The sequence below is a fragment of the Paenibacillus sp. Y301 genome, assembly GCF_059445505.1.
The window spans coordinates 472,252-494,391 of record NZ_JCAIUL010000001.1 but is presented as its reverse complement, the minus strand read 5'-3'; the positions used below and the strand labels follow the sequence as shown (position 1 = coordinate 494,391).

The window sequence follows — 22,140 nt, the reverse complement described above, 5'->3', positions numbered from 1 at the left end:
TTTCCCTAGTTTTGAATCATCTTTCACCTAAATCGACAGGTTTTTTATGAATTTTGTGTTTGAGGGGAATAAAGATAGGACGAGGGATTGGATTCTGTTCATTACAACTTCCTCGTCATGTATAGAAATGATGGGGACAGCAATAAGCTGCTGGGTATAAGCTTTATTTGTCGAGAGTTTCTCAGGATTCAACCAACTTATCCATAGACGAACATCAGAGGTCTCTTGAATTAAGGCCTCCATTTGGTCTGATTCACGAATAAGTGCAATTTTGGGATATGACGCATTTTTAAAACCTTCTGCAATGATGATGTCTACTCTTCCGTTCAACATGCTAGAAATTTCGCAAAGTGTGGTTGGATTTTGGCGCATCCAGCGTGTAGCTGTATTGGATGTCAGAACGGTTTCCACAGACCCGTGAGTCAGGTGCTTACTACTATCCGTACCCGGTTCGTCTAACTGAAATCGGTGTGCATCATGTTTCGCTGATCCGACTCTTAAGCCACGAGCCGACAACTCAGCGATAGCTTTACAAGCTAGCGTGGTTTTACCACTATTTTTAAAACCAACGATTTGTAAAACAGGTAAGTGTGAGTAGGTACCACTTTCATTGGAATTCACGGGCATTAGGATATCCCTCCTTTATAACAAAATGACTTCTACAAGGCTGCCCGCTTGATATCCATTCGGCGAACCTGGAAGACAGATTAGACAATTCGCATCACGAAGGGAAACCGTAATACTAGACATATCACGACCCACAGGCGCTGCTTCAAGCCGCCCTTCCTTACTGGATACAATACCACGAACGAAACGCGTAGAACGATCAGATTTCAGATAATCGACAGTTAATGTTGCTGACATACGCCGTTCTGGAACAAGCTCAGCTCCCATCATGCCACGGATGGCTGGACGAAGAAACAACCTACATCCCACATAACATGCTGCTGGATTACCGGAAAGTGCAAAGAGAGCTTTACCATGCCACAAGCCATAAGTTGTTGGACTACCAGGACGCATCAATACTTTGTTAAACAACAGATCGCCATCCCATACTTGAGTCACATCATAAATAATGTCATGATCCCCCACGGATACGCCGCCAGTAGTCACAACAGCATCGTATGTCGATAAAGCATCGATTACAGTATTTTTAGCTAATTCAGCGTCATCCTGTATTCGCCCTATCATAAAGGGAATACCCCCATAATCCATAATCGCAGCAGCAACCATGTAACCATTGCTATTGCGAATCCTTCCTGGCTCAAGCGGTGCATCAACATCTAATAACTCAGATCCTGTAGTTAGAACAGCAATTCTAGGCTGTCGATATACCTGAACAGAAGCTACACCCATCATCGCAAGCAGTGCAATCTCGCCTTGGCCAATACGAACACCCGAATGAAGTACCATTTCACCTTCGCCAATTTCAATACCGATAGGAGAAACATTCTCTCCGGGAGTTACAGCGCCCTTGACTAGGCATGTCTCTATATGATTGAAGTCTCTATCTATACTATCTTCTTCAGTCATCTCGTATTTAATGACAGCGTCTGCCCCATCCGGGACAGCTCCACCAGTCATAATTCTCATACATTCTCCGCTTCGAAGTATCTTTGCTGATACTGTCCCAGCTGGAATGTTATCCACCACTTTTAATGTAATAGGTCCTTTAATCGTGGCACTCGAAGTATCGGCACTTACAACCGCATATCCGTCCATGCCTGCACGGCGGAAATGTGGGAATGGCTGTGGAGCAACAACCTCCGCAGCCAAATATCTGCCAACACTTTGCATGATCGTAACTTCTTCTTTATCCATAAGGCGAACGGTGTCTAGCACCGTTTGTGTCGCTTCCTGAACACTGATCGCTTTTCTCATGAAATTGTGTTGGTCTTTTCTTCCATTCATTTTGATATTCATCCTTTTGTCCAATTCTTGAGCATCTCAAGGGACATCTTATTTAGGAAATCTCTGAGAGGATGGTTCAACTTCAGTGAAGACCCCTACATAATAACTCGTTTCTCCAACATCACTTTGTACGGCATTAATGCTGATATGTTGTAAGAAGATCTCTCCGTTTTTCTTTTTATTCCAGATTTCCCCGCTCCAAGCATTATTTTCTTTCAACTGCTTCCACATCGACTCATAGAAAGCTTTGTCATGACGGCCTGATTTAAGGAACCCAGACTTCTGTCCAATCGCCATTTCTGCTGTATAGCCAGTAACTGCAGTATACGCAGGGTTCACATTAATAATTATTCCCTTTTTATTCGTTACTAGAATCGCCTGAGAAGTACTCTGAATAATTTGTTCTGCTAATTTCACTTTATCCTGCCAGTATAAATAAAGTACAAGAAGCAAGCTACATAATGCGACCATCGCCAATGCCATGAACCCAATCGCATAATGACCTGTGATTCCAAACAATAATGTCAACATTAGAGGTGGGAAGAACCCTCCCAGACCCCCAAGAGCAGAGATAAGCCCATTCGCAATACCTGCTTGCTTCGAGAAATAGAGCGGAACTAATTTAAATATGGTACCATTCCCTATTCCTGCACACAATCCAATAAGTAAACAGCCAACAGTATACAACATAATGGATGGTGAGAATGCGAGCAGAATACCACCGATGGTTAATCCAGAGAATACATAAATCAATATTTTAAATGGATTGAACTTATCGCCAAGTATACCCCCAACTGGACGCATAATTGTTGCCAATACGACGAATACCGCTGTACGTAGTCCAGCATCTACTTTGCTAATCCCAAAGTGTTGAACAAGGAAGTTCGGTAGAAATATCGTGAATGCTACGAACGAACCAAATGTTATAAAATAAAAGAGGCATATGAGCCACAACTTCTCGTTTCGATATATTGCCTTAAATTGCTCCATCAGAGGAACTGTCGATTTTTTTTCTTTCTTATCTCCCACAAAAAAGTTAGCTAGTGCAAAAAAGATCAATAAAATCAGGTAAAATTGTACCGTTGTCCGCCATCCAAACTGATTTGCCATTACAGGGGCGAAAAAGGTGCTTACTGCCGATCCGATATTTCCTAATCCATAAATCCCATTAACAAATCCGTGTTTCTCTTGTGGATAATATTTCGGAAGAGAGGTTACACCCACAGAGAATGTTGCACCTGCAACTCCAAGAAATAGTCCACCGATAATGAGATCCGCAAAACTCGTTGCTTTACTAATATAGAAGACTGGAGCTAACAACACTATAAAACTGATCAAAAACATCCATCGTGCACCGAACCTATTCGTCCAGTAACCAAATGGAACACGTAAAATGGATCCAAGCACAATCGGCACTGCCGTAACTAAAGATAGTTGGCTTGGTGTTAATAGAATGCCGTCCTTAATAAATACAATTAACGATGATAAGATTCCCCAAACAGCAAAACCAAGTACAAGGCTCAATGTTTGAAGAGGTAGTATTGCTTTAGATGGTTTCATAGATACGCCTCCGAAATATAATGAACTTAATTACTTTTCATTATCCTAGGAGTCTGTTACGAAACAAAGAGGGAATTCCCTCATTTCATCCAAGGAAATTCCCCAATTCATGCTTTCTAGTGATTCCAGTTCATTTCATCAAGTAGCAAACGAGTTGGCATAGTTAAACGTACAGATTGTTTCTCCTTTTCAATCACGATTTCTAGATCACATTTAAGCGATTTAAGCTCGGTCATTACAGGTAGAAATAGCTCTTGTGACGAAGGGTACAGAAGGTAACCCTCACATTCGATTAATGTATGCCCTAATTCGTCTTGACCAATAACCAACTGAGCACCCTCTTTAGATGTTGTATATTCTTTCACCAAAAGAGTTAGAATTGCCGTAATCTCTTCCTGCCGTTCATCGCTCAATCGTGTTATTCTCTGATCTAATAGTTCACAAGAAATGCCAACCGCTTGAGCTTCATGTAGTAGCTTAACAATGGGTCCAGCTTCCTTCTCCGTTATAGATACGATGTCCTGGGAGACACTCGGAGTATATTTCTGCGTCCAATGTGACATCTCTAAGTCCTCCGAATCCGTTAACTCTAAAGGATATAGATCATATAATTCAGCAAGTACACTTGCACATAATTGCACACGATCAATATCGTTCTCCTGAAACTCCCGTTTACTACGTTGCCCAACGAGAAGCACTCCATTGGATTGCATATCCGTAGGTAAGGGGCTTTTGATCGTTACACCCATCCCCGATTTCAAAGATTCCACAAGAAATATAGGATATTCTAATACATCTTCCTGCACATCCTCTGGGAATTCAGTAACAACATAAGGAGTGAAACCTTGAAGTACCTTTCCAGCCATTCCTTTTCCCATCCGAACCGCAATTTTTTTGTATCGTTCTGAATTTGCTCCGAGAGCAAACCGCCAGTAAATATCGCGATATTGGCCATCCGCCAACGCTACAGCTACGAAATCGAGTCCTAGTTCTTCCTTAAGTTGCTCCAGCTCGATTTGCATCTTTTTCCGCCTTGTCACACTTTCAGTCAAAATCTAGCAACCCCCTTCTATACGCTAACTTCATTAGCTCTCGGCGGTTATTTAATTGTAATTTATCCATCATATTTGCTTTGTGGTTCTCCACTGTTTTGACGCTAATTAATAATAATTCAGCCACTTCCTTATTGGTATAACCTTTGGCTACTAAGCTAAGGATTTCTCTTTCACGTTCTGTGAGAGTCTCAAATACATCCTTCGTTTCTTTGGTCTGTCCATGTAAATAGCCTTGAATGACCTTTTTAGTCGCTGATGGATGCAAATAAACAAGCCCTTGATGAACCTGCTCAATGGCCAGAACAAGCTCAGACATGGGTGCCGATTTCAATATATAGCCTGATGCTCCAGCTTTAAGTGCACGAAATAGATACTGCTCATCATCATGCATCGTTAGGATAATAACCTTAACCTCCGGCATAGATTGTAAGAGCTCTTTCGTCGTATACAACCCATCTCGACCGTTCGGAAAACTCAGATCCATTAGCACAAGATCCGGTTTCAGCTCCAACGCCTGCTTAATACAAGATGCTCCATCTGCCGCTTCACCAATGACAGTGATGTTCGTTTGCGCATCAAGTACGGCACGTAGACCACTACGCACAACGGCATGATCATCTACAATAAAAACCTTCACTTTCACGTTAAGTCCTCCTCTACTGTCGAACCATGTCCATCATCAATAAATATTTGCACTTGAATCGTTGTACCTTTATCCGGCACGGATTGAATGTCAAATGAACCTCCTAATATTTTGACTCTCTCTTCCATACTGTATAATCCAACCCCTTGTCTCAGCTCAGAAGTGATGACAAAACCTCGACCGTAATCCTTTACTTGTAGCTCTGCGGAAGTTGTAGAATGCTTCAATTGAACATCAATGACATCTGTTTGTGAATACTTAGCCGCATTCGTTAGCGCTTCTTGAACAATCCGGTAAAGAGCTGTTTCTATAGCGGCAGGCATTCGCCCACCTTCTTCTTCCACTTTAAAATGAACTTGAATACCAAACTTCTGACCATAACTTCGAAAGTATTTTCGTAGCGCTGCAATCAATCCGATATCATCCAGTGCTGACGGCCGCAATTCTGCGGATAAATCACGAATATCCTCTATCGTGTTCCGTATGGCTTCTTGCAAAGTATCTAGTTTATCTTCCTGCATACTTTGCAGAGCATCATCCATCTTCAGTAACTCCGAATGAATTAATATGCTATAAAGCGATTGGCCGATCCCATCGTGTAACTCTCGTGATATAAGCTTCCGCTCATTCTCTTGTGCTTGCAGAATGGAGTGCGTAATCATCTTCGCAATTTGATGTTGCTCTTCCAGACGTGTCCCGTCAACTTCATGAATGCGTAATATACTTAAAGGTCCATGCATCGAGTCTACATAATGCGATACGCTCGCATTGATCGATTTAGCACCACCCTTTGGCGTGATAATCTGCAGTTCTATTGGCTGTTGTGTGGAATCACCAATAAAACAGTTTTGGTAGGAACATAACTTATTCAGTCCTGGATAATTGGAACACATGTTACAGAAACTGATGGACACTTCATCCTCATCCAGTTTCAACATTTGTCTTGCAGCAGGATTAATACGTTTAATATTCATAGCGTTATCAAGCACAAGAACCCCATCTGAAATGTGCTGAAATACATTGGCAAGTTGTTCTTGCTCTGATCTGAGTCTACGCCCTTGCGAATAAATGATAAAGAAAAAGACAGTCGTGATCACAAGAACAAAGAAAAACGTTGTGATAAAATATTGCCAATTGCTTTCACTATCCCCAAGCATTATTCGAAGTGAGAATACAATTAAAAAGGTCGTGATAATCGTTAACATTCCATTCCTAAGCATAAATTTTGCTATTCCGAGTGACCTCCGAGTCGATAACATGTAATTACTCCCTTCCTTTTCTTCCGAGAACGTACGCGGTTCAATACACCTGTATATTATTAGCCTACCACTAGACCACATACAATGTGAAATTTTATTACAATCCCGAGCCTAAAACAACCCTTAATGTAAGAAGTATAAATATAAGCTATCTTGACTCGTATTCACCAGAGCGTGGAGGACTTCTCAAATTGATTATCAAAAAATAGACAAAAAAAAGACCACTTTTTTCAAAGTGGTCTCTGCTCAAGACAGAGCAGAAGATATTGGATAGGAGTGGAGAGAAACCATACTGTAAGTTCATTGTAATGTATACGTTTACATTTGTCAATAATTGTTTTAAAAGTTAATGTAATCACTTTAATATCACATGAAGACGGTATAATTCAACTCATGGAGTAATGCTCTTGCACGCTCCATATCCTCTTCTTGACGGAATGAAAGCCGCATCACACCTGGGACATCTTCTCTGCTCTCAATAATTTGAATATTGCTAAGATTAATCTGTTCTGAGCCTAACTCTGTTGCTATTTTACCAATAATCCCGGGATGATCCGGTACATTCAAATACAGATCAAATAAAGGAACAATCATTCCTTTGCGCCCTTCAGGCAGTTCGTTACGGAAAGCATTAGCTTTCTGAAAGGCCTCTTCAATCCCTTGCCCATCATGATTACTTAGCATGTCTATGAAAGAGGAAATACCCATGTTCCAATCTTGAAGTAAGCGCAACATGACATCGTTGTTGTTCAATAGTATGTCTCTCCATATGACGGGATCACTAGAAGCAATTCTAGTGATGTCTCTAAAGCCTCCTGCAGCTAATCTTCGGTATAACGTATTGGATTCATTATATCCACAGATCTGGTTAACCAATGCTACAGCGATAACATGAGGTAAATGACTAATAGCACCTACAATCTCGTCGTGAAGCCTTGGTTCCACTTTCACAACTTGAGCACGAGTATAGGATAATAGACGTTCTAAAGAGTCGCACGCGTCCTTTGGAACATGTGAAGAAGGGCATAACACATAGTAAGCATTCTCGAATAGGAGTACAGAAGCCGCTTCGACACCTGAACGTTCAGATCCAGCCATAGGATGTCCACCAATGAAGTATACATCTTGCAGTTCCAATGACTCCGCTGCTTCAGATATACTTGCCTTGGTACTTCCCACATCTGTAATGATACAACCCTTCTTCAAAGGTAGAACACTCAATTTCTCTAAATATTCTTCTAATTTACCTACAGGTACGCAAAGAAAAATAAAATCAGCATCACATGATGCTTCTTCGATTGAAAGTGTAGCATGATCCACTACTTCTCTGGTCATGTATGTGTCTATTAAGTCAGGGCGGTGAGCATGGCCCACCACCGTAATCCCTGGCTTATCTTTAAAACAAAGTGCTAGCGAACCTCCAATTAAACCTACTCCAAAGATAGCTATTTTTGTTGTGTTCATGATATCTCATTTCTATTCTTAGATTTATTATTTACACTTGAGTTGGGATGTCTTGGAGCACTTCCTCTAATGCATGAATGAAAATGTTATTTTGTTCTTGGGTCCCTACTGTCACTCTGATATAGCTTGGGTACCGCTGATGTCCAGCACGAATGATAACCCCTTTTCGTAGTAACGCTTGAAATATTTCACTAGATGGCTTACGTACATCGACCATAATGAAATTGCCATGTGCAGGTAAATAGGACAGTCCTAAGCGATCAAATTCGCCTTGCAAATACATAATTCCTTGAGCATTTAAGCTACGACATTGATCAACAAACCCCTGATCTTCTAATGCAGCTATGGCAGCAACTTGAGCAATTCGTGACGTATTAAAGGGCTCCCGAACTTGATTGATTAATTTGATCACTTCAGCACTTCCTACGCCATAACCGATACGCATAGAAGCTAAACCATATATTTTGGAGAACGTTCGAAGAACGATGACATTAGGGTATTTATTCAGAAATTTTATACCGTCTGAGTAAGATAAATCCGTAACGAATTCACAATATGCCTCATCAAGTACAACTAACACTTCTGATGGAACTTCATCCAAAAAGGTTGTTAATGCACGGTCCGAAACGATGGTTCCCGTCGGATTATTCGGATTACATACCCACATAATCTTGGTACGCTCATTTACAGCGGCCAACATGGCCTCTAGATCATGTACGCCATCCTTAAGTGGAACTTCAATACTAGTTGCTCCTTCAATGTCTGCATTACTCTTATATACAGAGAAGGTCTGGTCAGCCATGATCGTCTCATCACCTTGCACAAAAAAGGCTCGAGTAATCAATGCAATAATCTCATCTGATCCACACCCAAAAATGATCTGATCCGCATTTACACCCAGATGATTACTTAATGCTGTCGTTAAATTTGCTGCACTACCATCTGGATAAATACTAATATTCTCAAGTTCAGATAAAACTGCATCTTTAATACGAGGTGATGAACCGTATGGATTCTCATTCGAAGCCAGCTTAATGACTTCCGTTAATCCAAATTCCTTCTTCACTTCTTCTGTTGGTTTACCCGGTTGATATACTGGAAGGTTAACAATATGGGATTTAGGTTTCATAATCATATCCACTCACTTTCTATTACATTATCCTTTTAATTGTGTTACAAACTCACGTATTTGTAGTAGTCCCTCTTGTCTAGTATTAACGTCGTTCAATAAAGGAATCACAGATTCAATCTCACGTACGATCGCACTTCCCACGACAACTCCATCACATATTTGAGAGAAGTGAGCTACCTGTTCATGCGTAGAGATCCCAAACCCAACGGCAACCGGAAGATTTGTATACTTCTTAACAGTTTGAATAAATTGTTCTACCCCCTGGTGGAACGAGGAACGTTCCCCTGTCACGCCTAAGGAAGACACGCAGTATACAAAGCCACTAGCATTACTAACTATTTTCTCAATTCGTTCATTTGAAGTAGGTGCTACCAATGGAATTAGACTTACTCCAGCTTCATCCGCACGACGACATATATCACCCGATTCTTCCACTGGAAGGTCCGGGATAATCAATCCGCTGATTTCATGATTTTTTACTTCGTTGAAGAAAAGGTCTAGACCCATCTGCAACACAGGATTGAAATAAGTAAAAAGGATAAATGGCATCTTCACACCTGATTCACGAGCTTTTACAGCCGTCTCCATACATGTACGAATGGTCACACCATGTTTCAATGACCGTTGAGATGCCCGTTGAATAACAGGTCCATCCGCTAGAGGATCGGAATACGGTACTCCTAGTTCTAGAATATCAGCACCCGCTGCCTCTAATTGTAGTATGATCTCTACGGTTGTCGCAACATCAGGATCTCCTACGGTCAAAAAAGGAATCAGTGCCGTGCGATTCTGGCTTCTCAACACTTCAAATGTCTGATCCATCAAATTCATGACTGATTCCCCCCTGTATATGCCATGATAGATTCGACATCTTTGTCTCCTCGTCCAGATAAACAAATAACCACAATATCATCCTTCGTTAACCTAGGAGCTATCTTAATAACTTCTGCAACAGCATGAGCGGATTCAAGCGCTGGGATGATTCCTTCAGTCTGACAGAGCAACTGTAGTGCATCAAGCGCCTCCTGATCTGTAATTGGAACATACTTAACACGTTCAATATCTTTCAGATAAGAGTGTTCTGGCCCAACCCCTGGGTAATCCAGTCCAGCTGATATAGAGTGTGCTTCCTGTACTTGACCGTGCTGATCCTGCAAAAGATAACTCATTGACCCCTGGAACACTCCATGTGTTCCCTTAGTCATCGTAGCTGCATGGAATTGTGTGTCCACACCTTTTCCTGCCGCTTCGACTCCAACCATTGCAACTTCTTTATCTTCTATGAAAGGATAGAACATCCCAATCGCATTACTCCCCCCACCAACGGGTGCAACAAGAATATTCGGAAGGCGACCTTCACTCTCAAGAATCTGACGTCTCGTCTCGTCTCCGATCACTCTCTGGAAATTCCGAACCATCATCGGATACGGATGTGGTCCAACTGCAGAACCTAAGATATAGAATGTATCATCTACATTACTAACCCAATAACGGAGTGCTTCATTTCCTGCATCCTTCAGTGTACGAGACCCCGAAGTAACCGGAATGACTTCCGCACCGAGTAACTTCATTCGGAAGACATTCAGAGCTTGACGTTTCGTATCATCTTCCCCCATGAACACCTTACATTCCATTCCAAGAAGTGCAGCTACCGTAGCTGTTGCGACACCATGTTGGCCCGCACCAGTCTCAGCAATTACTTTCTTCTTTCCCATTCGTTTAGCAAGAATACCTTGCGCGATCGCATTATTAATTTTGTGAGCACCCGTATGATTTAGATCCTCACGCTTTAAGTAAATTTTAGCTTCACCCAAATGTTTGCTTAAACGTTCCGCATAATAAAGGGGTGTCTCACGTCCAGAATATTGCTTCAACAAATAGTCTATTTCCGCTTGGAAACTTGGATCTGCTGCATGTTGTTTATAGGAATGTTCTAATTCTATGAGTGCATTCATTAATGTTTCGGGTACGAAGCGTCCACCGAATGGACCGAAGCGACCGTTCTGATCTGGCATTTGTGTTTGTGTCATATCTGTTTCACCCTTTCAACAAAAGCTATTACTTTATCTATATCTTTCAAACCATTACTTTCTACGCCACTAGAAACATCTACCCCATATGGATGATATTTCGTAATTAACTCACTAACATTTGAAGGTTCAAGACCACCAGCTATAAAAAGAGGGATATTTAGTTTACGACTCTCTTCCTGATAATACGGAATGTGATCCCATGCAAAGGTACGCCCTGAACCACCCCCATAAACAGGGTCGAACGTATCCAGTAACATTGCATCAATAACACCGACATAATCTTTTGGAAGCAATGGATGCTTCGTAGAGTCCGAACCATGATCGGCTACATGACCATTTGAGTTTATTGAAAGAGCTTTAAACACTTTAACACCAAATTGACGTTTGACGTCATGACAGAACTTAGCATCTTCTTGTCCGTGCAATTGAATCACATCTAAGGGTGAACGTTCCATCACTTTAGAGAGATACGCCATCTCAGGATTCACGAAGACACCTACACTCTCAGGATGTGTCACATTCTCCCAATGCTGAAGCTGTTGCAAGAGTACCGATGCATCTTCCATCGTAACTTGTCGGCGACTAGTAGCAAATACGAATCCGATATAATCTACCGGTAAGTGTAACATAGATTTTAGCACTTCAACGTCCTGAAGTCCACATATTTTTACGAATGTTTTATCCATTTTATAACCTTCCTTCCCCTTCAGGAAGAGATCCCATTAGTTCTGTAACAGCTACACCAACATCTTGTTGTCTCATGAAATATTCACCTATGAGGACGCCATCCGCTCCTGAACGCTTGAGGAAATCCATATCATCGGATCCCGCAATACCACTCTCGCTGATGATCGTTATTTCACTAGGAATCATTTGAATCAGTTTAGCAGTCGTTTCTAGAGATGTTTCAAACGTATGTAAATTACGATTGTTAATCCCTATCAATGATGCCTGATCTAAATGTAATACATTCTCTAACTCTTCTGCGTTATGGACTTCAATTAAAGCATCTAGTCCGATCGAAGAAGCTGTCTTGATGAATGAAGATATTTGGGAAGGCTCTAATATGCTAGCGATAAGTAGAACTGCATCTGCCCCCAACAGGCGTGCTTCATAGATTTGACGTTCATCAATAATGAAATCTTTGCGCAGTAGAGGTATCCTTACCGCAGCTTGGACAGCTCTTAGATATTCACCGCTTCCTTGAAAATATTCCACGTCTGTAAGCACAGATAAACAATCTGCACCAGCCCGTTCATAGGCTAAAGCAATCTCCACAGGATCGAAATCCGGTCGAATTAATCCTTTCGATGGAGAAGCCTTCTTGACCTCTGCAATGAGACCCATATCTCGATGGCGATCTGTTGATACAGCTCTTAGAAATCCTCTAGTTGGTGGCAGGTTAGCAATGACTCGTTCCGTTCGTGAGAAATCAAAGTTCTTCGCAAGTTCTTCCACCTCTTTGACTTTGGTGGCTACTATTTTATCAAGATACATAGGACTCTTCTCCTGTCATTTGAATCAATTGATTTAATTTAGCATAGGCACTTCCATTATCTATAGCCTTTGAAGCAAGCTGTACACCTTCATAGATACTCTCGGACAGTCCAGATACATATATACATGCTCCAGCATTAGCTAATACAACATCTCGATACGGACTCTTCTCCCCTTGAAGAACGGAGTGAATAATTCGAGCATTCTCAGCTGCATCGCCACCCAACACCTTTTCTAGAGGATGAACATCAAGACCTAAATCATGAGGGTTAATATCATAAGTAGTTACTTTACCTCCACGTAATTCAGACACTTGTGTGGGCGCTGAGATACTAATCTCATCCAATCCATCTAAGCTTGAGACAACCAAGGCACGCTTCAGTCCCAGTTCGTTCAGAACTTGTGCAATGGTTTCCGTCATGCTGCGATCATAGATGCCCAGTAGCTGACGGTCAGCACCAGCAGGATTGGTCAGTGGGCCTAACATATTGAATACCGTTCGTACACCCAGCTCTTTACGAGGAGCGGCCGCATGTCGCATAGAAGGATGATAGATTTGTGCGAATAAGAAGCAAATCCCAATCTCATCCAAACACCGTCTTGCTTGTTCCGCCGATATATTGATGTTAACACCTAGTGCTTCCAATACATCCGCACTTCCTGCACGTCCAGATGCTGAACGATTGCCATGTTTCGCTACCCGCACAGAAACGGATGACGAAATAATGGCGGAGGTTGTTGATATATTGAATTTGTGAATTCCTGATCCACCCGTCCCACACGTGTCGAGTAAATGGGCACTTTCCGTCAACATTCGGTTCCCCGAACCCCGCATCGCTTCAGCAAACCCTGTGATTTCTTCAACCGTCTCGCCTTTCATACGTAATGCAGTCAATAAGCCGCCTATCTGTGCCTGTGTCGCTTCTCCATCCATGATACTCTGCATAACTTGACGTGCTTCTATACGTGCAAGATCATTACCCATGATCAATTTAGTTAGACTTGATTGAATCATATCTGTATGATCCACATGAACGGATGGATTACCAACCACACTCAACTGTTCTATACTATTCTCCACTATGCTCATCTCCATTATATTCATTTGACAGGTTCAGCTCCCTGAACCCCTATCGTATACTCGAACACTTCTAGAGGTTGTTCAAAAAATCATATTTAGATCACGAAGTATACCAAGAAGCTTATTCGACATCAAATATTGAATTCAGCCGGTCCTTCCGGTGCTCACGTAGGTACTGCCTACGCTCCGCTCCTCACTCCCTATCTTCATCCAATCTTCTAAAGCGTTTTGAAAAAACGCAGCATCGTAAGCATACTCTTGGTGCTGAAAATCTGACTTTTTGAACACTATCTTATGGTGTATATTCATATAAATAATCTTGATTTATCGTATCGATATCCTTCTTCGTAGGGGGGAACATTAACTCCGCTGTCCGAATGGCTTTTAATAACGCTTTTGCTTTATTAACCGTCTCTTCATATTCCTTCTCTGGCACGGAGTCCCATACAATGCCTGCACCTGCTTGGATGTATGCTTTCCCTTTACGAAAGATCAATGTGCGTATTGTAATACAGGAATCCATATTGCCAGTAAATCCTAAGTATCCTATAGCTCCCGCATAGGCACCTCGTGCTTCTTTCTCAAGCTCCGCTATGATCTCCATGGCTCTCAGCTTAGGCGCTCCTGATACCGTCCCTGCAGGTAAACAGGATAGGAACGCATCAAAGAAATCTTTATCTTCATGCAACTGCCCCGAAACATTGGAGACCATATGCATCACATGGGAGTACTTCTCAATTTCCATAAATGTATCGCATGTAACAGTACCGAATTTAGATACTCTGCCTAGATCATTACGGCCAAGATCAACTAGCATTAGATGCTCCGCACGTTCCTTCTCATCGTGCATTAACTCCTCCGTTAAGGCACGATCTTCGCTTTCACTATTCCCACGAGGTCTTGTGCCGGCAATAGGCCGAGTCTCTACACGGTCTCCATCCACCTTCACTAGTGCTTCAGGTGACGTTCCAACGATGATCTCTTCATCCATTTTCAGATAATACATATAAGGTGAAGGATTTAGTGTTCTTAGAACACGATATACATGTAGTGGGGATACTTCGGTTTCTATATGAAAACGCTGGGATAGTACGACTTGAAAAATGTCACCAGCTCGAATATATTCCTTAGCTTGCTCTACGTTCGAAATGTATTGTTCTTTGGTCATGTTGGACTTAATGTCCCCTAGTTCCACATCTTGAGGGATACTATGGCGATTCACATTTTCTCGTGGACCTTGTTCTTGTAATTGTTCCGCGATGTCTTCTAACTTACGACTCACAGCTTCGTATGTTTGTGCAATATCTGAATCTGTATCTCCATCCTTAACATGCACATTGCCTACTAACAGAATTTGTTGCTTTACGTGATCGAACACAATAATGGAGTCGCAGAACATAAATCGAATATCATCCATATGAAGATCATCTACAGCATGTGCAGGTAAATTCTCATAATATTGAAGCAGATCATACCCAAAGAACCCAATAGCTCCACCTGTAAAAGGAGGCATATCTTCTAACTTGGGGCTACGGTAAGTACGTAACAATGCTTTCAGTTCCTCTACCGGCTTACCCTTCATTATTTCTTCCACACCATTTTTTTTAAGAACAATTCGTCCTTGTTTACCTGATATCATTAGAAATGGATCTGTACCAATAAATGAATATCTAGCCCATTGAATCCCACCCTCAACACTTTCCAGAAGAAAAGCATGATCTTGCTTCGCATATCTCTGAAAAACACGGATAGGAGTCTCCATATCTGACAAGAGACGTTTTACTACGGGTATCAGATTATATTGACTTGAAAGTTTAATGATTTGTTCAACATTAGGGGTCATCATGACCATCCCTCCCAGATTAAAATACACAAAAGACCTCTACAAAAGTAGAGGTCTATCGGTCATGAAGTATATGAAAGAGTCCGGTAATTAACCACTTCAATCCAAGAACCTCTCCCCAGAAATAGCTAACGCTAAGGAATAGGTTCAAGAATCAATATGATTCTCTTACCGAATATAAATGCTTATGGACTCTGCTCAACTATACTCATCTCAACTCAACTAGGCTCTACTCAACTGAATTAACTATACATGATGATGCTTGCTTTTGACAACCCATGGAATAAATGAATGAGTTCAACTATACATAAGGTTAAGATTAAGTTTCACTTGAATCGTCCATTTCATAATCGCCGATGCATCTAAATTAGCGTAATTATGACCTACTTGGATGGAGCAGAAAGATCAGGTCTTAACTTACGTGCATCATTCAAGTATACATGTTTCATTTCACGTTGGCTCTTCTCCGTATTCACCTGAATCATGAATCGAATACATTGAGGTAAACTACCCTGAACGGGTATTTCTACCGAGCACATAAGAGGAACTAAGTCCCAACCTTCTAATTGACGAATGGCTCTAGCAGGAAAAGTGGCGTCTAGATCCGATGTCATCGTGATCCATACGCTACAAATATCTTCGGGTTCAATCTCATTACGAATGATTATTTCTTTGAGTAATGTGATCGTCTCTTGTAATATTTCCTGTTCGTCATTCTTGGTAACACTAGTAGCACCACGAATTCCGCGATTATACATGAGATCCTCCTCCTTCTCTAAGTTGATCGATCGTTTCACGCACAAGTTGTTCAGGTATATCCTTCACAATACTTACAGATCCAATCGACTCCGGTATGATAAAGAGCATATGACCCTCTCTAAATTTCTTGTCGTGTTTCATGGCATTCATAATATCATCGGTTGATAAATGGGATGACATCGTAATGGGCAGCCCTAAGGATAGCAGCATGCTCACAGTTTCATCATAAATATGTGGATCCCGTCCTAGTCGAACAGCCAAGCGTGCGGATCCTGCCATTCCGATTGCAATAGCTTCACCATGTAAGTATTCACCATAGCCTGCCACAGCTTCAATCGCATGCCCGATCGTATGACCCAGATTAAGGATAGCTCGTAAGTCATTTTCTCGTTCATCACGGGATACGACATCCGCTTTAATCGAGCAACCACGTTCTAATCCATAACCCAAAGCTTCAGGGTCAAGTGCTAACAATTCAGAAGCATGGTCTCGGCACCATCTTGCGAAATCACCATCACGGATTAGACCATGTTTTACCATTTCAGATAAACCTGCGGATACATCTCGTGGTGGTAACGTCTGTAATGTATCAAGATCATAGAGAACCATCTCAGGTTGATGAAATGCTCCTATCATATTCTTTGCGAGTGGATGATTCACAGCAACCTTACCGCCCACACTACTATCATGTGCTAGAATCGTTGTTGGAATCTGAACGAACTTGACTCCTCTCATATATGTAGCTGCAACAAACCCTGCTAAATCGCCAACTACGCCACCACCAAGGGCAATCACTGTTGAATTACGATCGAGGCCACCTTCAATGGCAGTCGTCATAACTTCTTCAAGAACAGATAACGACTTGGATGTTTCTCCGGCTTTGACTATTTTGGAGACAACTTTATAATCAGAATCTAATAAAAGCTTCTCTACCCTATTTAAATAGTTAGGAGCTATATTCTCATCCGTCACAATCATTAATGGGCTATTGGAAGATATTCCATGATTCTTGAAATATTGACCAATATGACTTAGTAGACCAGATCCGATATAGATAGGATACGAACGTTCACCTAGATCCACATTCACGGTTCTTATCATTAATATCTCTCCAATTGAGCAAGATAATTGTTATAGTTGGCCTTAATCTCGTCCATGGAATCTCCACCGAATTTCTCCAAGAAGGCATTTGCAATTTCCCATGCAACAACATGTTCCATTACGACACTAGCTGCCGGTACAGCACATGCATCCGAACGCTCAACTTGAGCAGTAAAGGCTTCCTTCGTGTCAATATCAACACTTTGTAATGGTTTATACAGTGTTGGAATAGGCTTCATTACGCCGCGAACCACGACAGGCATACCATTGGTCATGCCACCTTCAAATCCGCCTAATCGATTACTTGCGCGGTAATATCCTTGTTCCTCGTTGTACATAATCTCGTCATGTACTTGTGAACCTCTCAGAATCCCTGCTTCGAATCCAATTCCGATCTCCACACCTTTAAATGCATTGATAGACATAACACCCTGTGCAATACGTGCATCTAGCTTACGATCGTATTGTACATAACTACCAAGACCTATTGGCACACCTTCAACAATACATTCGACAATCCCACCGATGGAATCTCCATCTTCTTTAATCTGATCAATGTAGGCTTCCATCTTTTTCTCTGTTTCGGCATCCACTACCCGGACAGAAGAAGCTTCCGTCTTTTCAATTAGTTCATCTATCGATAAGTTATGTGGAGGGGCTTCTATTTCACCAATACGAATCACTTGTCCAGCAACTTTAATGCCGAATTCCGCAAGAAATTGGCGAGCTATCGCACCACATGCCACACGCACCGTTGTCTCTCTTGCGCTAGATCGTTCGAGTACGTTACGTAAATCTTTATGATTATACTTTAGTCCACCATTGAGATCTGCATGTCCAGGACGAGGGCGATGTACACGGCGCTTCTCTTCGTCTGTTCCTTCAATAGGCTCAATATTCATAATATTCCGCCAATGTGTCCAATCATTGTTAGCTACAACCAATGCGACAGGAGCCCCTGTCGTATATCCATGTCGAACGCCACCTACGATTTGAGCTGTATCCTTCTCAATTTGCATACGACGTCCGCGACCATACCCTTTTTGACGACGATGTAGTTGAAAGTTAAGTTCTTCGAAATCTAAAGTTAATTGACTAGGTAAACCTTCAATAATTGCTGTGAGCTGGGGACCGTGAGTCTCCCCTGCAGTTAAATAGCGTAAACTCATGTTGCTTTCCCCCTTATACTTTCGTACTGTGAATGGCTAAAATCCGATAATATCTTTGCTTATTATAGTATAGGTCATGCACTTTGACAAGAAAGGTTATCCCCATATACCTATCACTTAAAAAAAGCGCAGATCCTCATATACACAGGATTCGGCGCTTACGAGACGAAGATTATTTAACTATTAATCGGTTGAATCTTTGGTTCAATACCTGAACGATCTATCAAAAAATCACCCATCAATCGATTGAGTTGTACCTGCTCCAACCCAAGAATCTGCCCACATTCTTGAATGGTAATGAACCCACGTTGATAGGCTGTAATCACTTTTCGTTTATCCATACTATCCTATTCCCTCCACTTATTTCATCCTGTTCTATGAATAGTAGTATCGCAAAGAGGAGAGCATAATATACATTTTTCGAAATAATAAGCCTATATCTTTTTTCGATAGAAAAATGTTTCCGTTGGTTCAAGCCCATACTGCCCAGGTGTAAAGATCTGTTCCGTACTCCCAACAAATAAATATCCACCCGGACGAAGACTATTTGCAAATTTGTGATATAAGTTCGACTTAGCCTCTTCTGTAAAGTAAATCATAACGTTGCGACATACAATAAGATCAAAGGATCCATCGAAGGAATCCAATAATAGATTCTGCTTTTTGAATTGCACAGCCTTCTTCAGAGAGTCATTGATCTTATACAATAGACCATCAGAATTGAAGTGTCTTGCAGCTACGTCTTTCGGGACGTCCTTCAATGAACGTTCTAAATAGTGACCCTGCTGAGCCTCTTCCAATGCACCGCTATCAATATCTGTAGCTATAAGTGATGTATTCGATAATATTCCCTTATCTGCAAGAATCATGGCTAATGTGTAGGGTTCTTCACCCGTTGAGCAAGCAGCACTCCACACTTTGAGACGCCCCTTATTACTAGAAAGAAGCTCCGATATCACGTTATCTCTTAATACTTCCCAACGGTTCGGGTTCCGCCAGAACTCCGACACATTGATCGTCATACGATCTAAGAATTCGTAGAATAAGTTCTTATTCTGCATCATGGCTTTGAAGAATAAGTCAAAGGTATCGTAACCATTCTTCACCCGGAGCGTCGTCAAACGACGCTTCATCTGTCCCTCTTTATATTGGGAGAGATCAATTCCGGTCTCTTTTTTGATGGATTCAATAAATTGAATATAATCAGTATCAATAATGACACTTTCTTCCTTCACATTCACGGGAATCCCCATCGTTTTTATATCCATGACGAAATGCTTTTATCATAATTCACAAGCTCATGCTCTGTAAAAAAGTTAGAAATCTCTCTCTTACTGCTCTCTGGTGAATCCGATCCATGAATCAAATTATTAGGTGTATGTGCAGCGAAATCTCCTCGAATCGTACCTGGTTGTGCTTCTTTCACATTCGTCTTACCGATAACTATGCGAGATAACGATATAATATCGTCACCTTCCCATACCATCGCCACAACCGGTCCTGAAGTGATGAAGTTCACTAGGTTTGAATAGAAATCCTTACCCTCATGTTCTGCATAGTGAAATTCAGCTTGTTTCTCAGTCACTTGTACTAATTTACAACCTACCAATTTAAAACCTTTTTCTTCTAGACGAGAAATAATACGACCAATTAATCCGCGTTGCACACCATCAGGTTTAACCATCAAAAAAGTGCGTTCCATGTGCTCACTCTCCATTTCTAATGAATCAATCATATGCAAGTATTTCCTTACCAATATTTGTAGTGTAACAGAAAACTACGAATAGGGTTAATACTTAATATGACCGTCTCGTTACAAAGTGAGCAATATCCTTCAAATGACGTTTTGTTTTGTAATCTGGAAGTTCATTCAAAGCATCTAATGCCTTGTTAATATAACAGGTTGCTAGTTTCTCTGATCTACTTATCCCCGAACTTTTCTTTACCAAAGAAATAGCTCGTGATACATCACACTGTCCATTCATTTGATGGATTAGATTGAGTTCCTCAAGCAAAGGCTCACGAATAGCCTCATCCTGAAGAGCATAAATAACGGGTAATGTGATATTCCCTTGACGGATATCGCTTCCTGGTGGTTTGCCAATCTGCTTCTCTGTACCACAAAGGTCAAGTAAATCATCCTGTATTTGAAAAGCCATCCCCACGTTATAACCATAACGATATAATTGGCGACTAAATGTAGGATCCGCATCTACCGCAACAGCTCCAAGCTGGCAGCTTACAGCGATCAACAACGCAGTCTTACGACGAATGCGAAGCATGTACCGTCTAACACTCTGCCCCGTATTAAAGAAATCACGGATTTGTTCCATTTCTCCAATCGACATCTCAACCATCGCTTTAGAGAGGATCTGATGAATCTCTGGATTGGGAAGTTGCGTCACAATTTCCAATGCCTTCGCATAGATGAAGTCACCGGTATACATTGCAATTTTGTTATCCCATTTCGATTTAACCGTGAGTTGACCACGACGAGTATCCGCATCATCAATGACATCATCATGAACAAGAGAAGCCATATGAATAAGTTCAAGTGGAACGGCCACACGCATAAGCTTCTCTAGATCATACTCGCCGAATTTACCTCCCATTAACACGAAGACCGGGCGAAGCCTCTTGCCCCCCGCCTTAAGGAGATGTAGTGATGTCTCGTTAAGTAGATCATCCCCACTAATACTTCGAGATAGCTCCTGTTCTATGTAATCCATATCCTTTTTTAACAATCCGAACATGTCTAATCTCTTCATTCTTTCACCCGTATTCGCGTATTCTCTTCCCACATGTCCATGTGCACTTCGTGTTGAATAAGTCCAAGTTCATATGCATAACAGAAATATAGTTCTAATCCTTGGCTTTGTCTTTCACCATAGTCATAACATAGGTTCTGAAAGTATTGGTACCAATACTCCTGCGTTCCACCAAAAGCCGTCATCGCGTCATCCACGATGGGAGCTAAATCAGATAAGCTACGACTTTTACTTGCTTGCCATGCTTGAACGATTTCCTGAATGATCTCAGGTTTATTCTCTGCAGCATCTTGATGCACTGCCCACACCGCAAAAGTCATGCTATATCCTGTCCACTGTTTCCACCACTCACTTAAATCAGTCACATATAACCCGTGATCTTCCCATGAAGCCTTAATAGCATTGTCCCCAATTAATAGAGCCGCATCCGCGACTTCCAACATCGTTGTAAGATCTGGTTCTAACGTAAGATACGTCGGATTGCCATGCAACGCTTTTTTCATCAATATTTTCAATAAATTAACCGATGTTGCAGATGTATTTGTTACCGCAATGGTGCTATTGATCAGTTCTTCAATAGGCTTGCGAGAGAATAGTAGAATGGATTGAACCGGTCCATCTGCACTAACAGATAGATTAGGTAGCAGAAGTAGCTTGTTAGATAACAACCCATATGCAAACGAAGATAATGCTCCCACCTCAATGCTACCATCGTTCATACCTTGATTTAGAAACGAAGGGACCTCGGTAATCATATCAACAGGCTCACTCAATGAATCTGGGTCAAAATAATAAAAAATAGGCCATGCATTCGTATATTTTATTTTTCCAATTATCGTATTATTGTTGCCTTTCACGCGCATTA

Annotated in this window: 22 protein-coding genes; all 22 read right to left on the bottom strand. The window is 41.4% G+C overall.

The window, feature by feature from the left end; genetic code table 11:
* Positions 1-27: 27 nt before the first annotated feature.
* Positions 28-627 carry a molybdopterin-guanine dinucleotide biosynthesis protein B gene (mobB, locus tag AC1D69_RS02450; RefSeq protein WP_495454551.1) on the bottom strand — a complete coding sequence of 200 codons (600 nt, stop codon included), beginning with the start codon at positions 625-627 and terminating at the stop codon, positions 28-30.
* Between the two features lie 15 nt (positions 628-642).
* Entirely contained in the window at positions 643-1,911 is a 1,269-nt protein-coding gene (locus tag AC1D69_RS02445) for a molybdopterin molybdotransferase MoeA (protein WP_495454550.1), read from the bottom strand.
* A 48-nt stretch (positions 1,912-1,959) separates the two neighbouring features.
* On the bottom strand, positions 1,960-3,471 hold the full coding sequence (locus tag AC1D69_RS02440; protein WP_495454549.1) for a nitrate/nitrite transporter: 1,512 nt from the start codon (positions 3,469-3,471) through the stop codon (positions 1,960-1,962).
* A 116-nt stretch (positions 3,472-3,587) separates the two neighbouring features.
* Positions 3,588-4,523 carry a hypothetical protein gene (locus tag AC1D69_RS02435; RefSeq protein ID WP_495454548.1) on the bottom strand — a complete coding sequence of 312 codons (936 nt, stop codon included), beginning with the start codon at positions 4,521-4,523 and terminating at the stop codon, positions 3,588-3,590.
* On the bottom strand, positions 4,516-5,169 hold the full coding sequence (locus AC1D69_RS02430; RefSeq protein ID WP_495454547.1) for a response regulator: 654 nt from the start codon (positions 5,167-5,169) through the stop codon (positions 4,516-4,518). The genes AC1D69_RS02435 and AC1D69_RS02430 overlap by 8 nt, the downstream gene beginning before the upstream one ends.
* Positions 5,166-6,389, bottom strand: coding sequence for a sensor histidine kinase (locus tag AC1D69_RS02425; RefSeq protein ID WP_495454546.1), 1,224 nt, complete (start codon positions 6,387-6,389; stop codon positions 5,166-5,168). Before AC1D69_RS02425 ends, AC1D69_RS02430 begins: the two co-directional genes overlap by 4 nt.
* Positions 6,390-6,794: 405 nt before the next feature.
* On the bottom strand, positions 6,795-7,892 hold the full coding sequence (locus AC1D69_RS02420) for a prephenate dehydrogenase (RefSeq protein WP_495454545.1): 1,098 nt from the start codon (positions 7,890-7,892) through the stop codon (positions 6,795-6,797).
* A gap of 31 nt (positions 7,893-7,923) precedes the next feature.
* Positions 7,924-9,021, bottom strand: a complete 1,098-nt coding sequence (gene hisC / locus AC1D69_RS02415; RefSeq protein WP_495454544.1) for a histidinol-phosphate transaminase — start codon at positions 9,019-9,021, stop codon at positions 7,924-7,926.
* A 27-nt stretch (positions 9,022-9,048) separates the two neighbouring features.
* A complete protein-coding gene (gene trpA, locus AC1D69_RS02410) occupies positions 9,049-9,855 on the bottom strand; it encodes a tryptophan synthase subunit alpha (protein WP_495454543.1) in 807 nt (268 codons plus the stop codon).
* Complete coding sequence (gene trpB, locus AC1D69_RS02405; RefSeq protein ID WP_495454542.1) at positions 9,852-11,054, bottom strand: tryptophan synthase subunit beta; 1,203 nt, start codon at positions 11,052-11,054, stop codon at positions 9,852-9,854. Before trpB ends, trpA begins: the two co-directional genes overlap by 4 nt.
* Positions 11,051-11,743: a phosphoribosylanthranilate isomerase gene (locus AC1D69_RS02400; protein WP_495454541.1), complete on the bottom strand. Its 693-nt coding sequence runs from the start codon at positions 11,741-11,743 to the stop codon at positions 11,051-11,053. The genes trpB and AC1D69_RS02400 overlap by 4 nt, the downstream gene beginning before the upstream one ends.
* A 1-nt stretch (position 11,744) precedes the next feature.
* Complete coding sequence (trpC, locus tag AC1D69_RS02395; RefSeq protein ID WP_495454540.1) at positions 11,745-12,554, bottom strand: indole-3-glycerol phosphate synthase TrpC; 810 nt, start codon at positions 12,552-12,554, stop codon at positions 11,745-11,747.
* Entirely contained in the window at positions 12,544-13,584 is a 1,041-nt protein-coding gene (gene trpD, locus AC1D69_RS02390) for an anthranilate phosphoribosyltransferase (protein ID WP_495454748.1), read from the bottom strand. The genes trpC and trpD overlap by 11 nt, the downstream gene beginning before the upstream one ends.
* Positions 13,585-13,927: 343 nt before the next feature.
* Positions 13,928-15,481, bottom strand: a complete 1,554-nt coding sequence (gene trpE / locus AC1D69_RS02385; protein ID WP_495454539.1) for an anthranilate synthase component I — start codon at positions 15,479-15,481, stop codon at positions 13,928-13,930.
* 380 nt (positions 15,482-15,861) lie between these two features.
* Positions 15,862-16,236 (bottom strand): chorismate mutase, encoded by a 375-nt coding sequence (aroH, locus tag AC1D69_RS02380; RefSeq protein ID WP_495454538.1) that lies wholly within the window; start codon positions 16,234-16,236, stop codon positions 15,862-15,864.
* Complete coding sequence (gene aroB / locus AC1D69_RS02375; RefSeq protein WP_495454747.1) at positions 16,229-17,335, bottom strand: 3-dehydroquinate synthase; 1,107 nt, start codon at positions 17,333-17,335, stop codon at positions 16,229-16,231. Before aroB ends, aroH begins: the two co-directional genes overlap by 8 nt.
* 2 nt (positions 17,336-17,337) lie before the next feature.
* Positions 17,338-18,507 (bottom strand): chorismate synthase, encoded by a 1,170-nt coding sequence (gene aroC / locus AC1D69_RS02370; protein WP_495454537.1) that lies wholly within the window; start codon positions 18,505-18,507, stop codon positions 17,338-17,340.
* A gap of 176 nt (positions 18,508-18,683) precedes the next feature.
* Positions 18,684-18,848 carry a hypothetical protein gene (locus AC1D69_RS02365; RefSeq protein WP_495454536.1) on the bottom strand — a complete coding sequence of 55 codons (165 nt, stop codon included), beginning with the start codon at positions 18,846-18,848 and terminating at the stop codon, positions 18,684-18,686.
* 93 nt (positions 18,849-18,941) lie between these two features.
* Positions 18,942-19,775, bottom strand: a complete 834-nt coding sequence (locus AC1D69_RS02360; RefSeq protein ID WP_495454535.1) for a CheR family methyltransferase — start codon at positions 19,773-19,775, stop codon at positions 18,942-18,944.
* Positions 19,766-20,209 (bottom strand): nucleoside-diphosphate kinase, encoded by a 444-nt coding sequence (ndk, locus tag AC1D69_RS02355; protein ID WP_495454534.1) that lies wholly within the window; start codon positions 20,207-20,209, stop codon positions 19,766-19,768. The genes AC1D69_RS02360 and ndk overlap by 10 nt, the downstream gene beginning before the upstream one ends.
* A 94-nt stretch (positions 20,210-20,303) precedes the next feature.
* On the bottom strand, positions 20,304-21,275 hold the full coding sequence (locus AC1D69_RS02350; RefSeq protein ID WP_495454533.1) for a polyprenyl synthetase family protein: 972 nt from the start codon (positions 21,273-21,275) through the stop codon (positions 20,304-20,306).
* Complete coding sequence (locus tag AC1D69_RS02345; protein WP_495454532.1) at positions 21,272-22,138, bottom strand: menaquinone biosynthetic enzyme MqnA/MqnD family protein; 867 nt, start codon at positions 22,136-22,138, stop codon at positions 21,272-21,274. The genes AC1D69_RS02350 and AC1D69_RS02345 overlap by 4 nt, the downstream gene beginning before the upstream one ends.
* Between the last annotated feature and the right edge of the window lie 2 nt (positions 22,139-22,140).

What these genes read in the sequence shown, in the direction of transcription:
- AC1D69_RS02425 (WP_495454546.1), bottom strand. Translation starts at nt 6,389, where the DNA reads ATGCTTAGGAATGGAATGTTAACGATTATCACGACCTTTTTAATTGTA.
- hisC (WP_495454544.1), bottom strand. Translation starts at nt 9,021, where the DNA reads ATGAAACCTAAATCCCATATTGTTAACCTTCCAGTATATCAACCGGGT.
- aroH (WP_495454538.1), bottom strand. Translation starts at nt 16,236, where the DNA reads ATGTATAATCGCGGAATTCGTGGTGCTACTAGTGTTACCAAGAATGAC.
- trpC (WP_495454540.1), bottom strand. Translation starts at nt 12,554, where the DNA reads ATGTATCTTGATAAAATAGTAGCCACCAAAGTCAAAGAGGTGGAAGAA.
- AC1D69_RS02365 (WP_495454536.1), bottom strand. Translation starts at nt 18,848, where the DNA reads ATGGATAAACGAAAAGTGATTACAGCCTATCAACGTGGGTTCATTACC.
- ndk (WP_495454534.1), bottom strand. Translation starts at nt 20,209, where the DNA reads ATGGAACGCACTTTTTTGATGGTTAAACCTGATGGTGTGCAACGCGGA.
- AC1D69_RS02440 (WP_495454549.1), bottom strand. Translation starts at nt 3,471, where the DNA reads ATGAAACCATCTAAAGCAATACTACCTCTTCAAACATTGAGCCTTGTA.
- aroC (WP_495454537.1), bottom strand. Translation starts at nt 18,507, where the DNA reads ATGAGTTTACGCTATTTAACTGCAGGGGAGACTCACGGTCCCCAGCTC.
- AC1D69_RS02400 (WP_495454541.1), bottom strand. Translation starts at nt 11,743, where the DNA reads ATGGATAAAACATTCGTAAAAATATGTGGACTTCAGGACGTTGAAGTG.
- trpE (WP_495454539.1), bottom strand. Translation starts at nt 15,481, where the DNA reads ATGATGACCCCTAATGTTGAACAAATCATTAAACTTTCAAGTCAATAT.
- mobB (WP_495454551.1), bottom strand. Translation starts at nt 627, where the DNA reads ATGCCCGTGAATTCCAATGAAAGTGGTACCTACTCACACTTACCTGTT.
- AC1D69_RS02345 (WP_495454532.1), bottom strand. Translation starts at nt 22,138, where the DNA reads ATGCGCGTGAAAGGCAACAATAATACGATAATTGGAAAAATAAAATAT.
- trpB (WP_495454542.1), bottom strand. Translation starts at nt 11,054, where the DNA reads ATGACACAAACACAAATGCCAGATCAGAACGGTCGCTTCGGTCCATTC.
- AC1D69_RS02420 (WP_495454545.1), bottom strand. Translation starts at nt 7,892, where the DNA reads ATGAACACAACAAAAATAGCTATCTTTGGAGTAGGTTTAATTGGAGGT.
- AC1D69_RS02445 (WP_495454550.1), bottom strand. Translation starts at nt 1,911, where the DNA reads ATGAATGGAAGAAAAGACCAACACAATTTCATGAGAAAAGCGATCAGT.
- AC1D69_RS02350 (WP_495454533.1), bottom strand. Translation starts at nt 21,275, where the DNA reads ATGAAGAGATTAGACATGTTCGGATTGTTAAAAAAGGATATGGATTAC.
- trpA (WP_495454543.1), bottom strand. Translation starts at nt 9,855, where the DNA reads ATGAATTTGATGGATCAGACATTTGAAGTGTTGAGAAGCCAGAATCGC.
- AC1D69_RS02360 (WP_495454535.1), bottom strand. Translation starts at nt 19,775, where the DNA reads ATGGATATAAAAACGATGGGGATTCCCGTGAATGTGAAGGAAGAAAGT.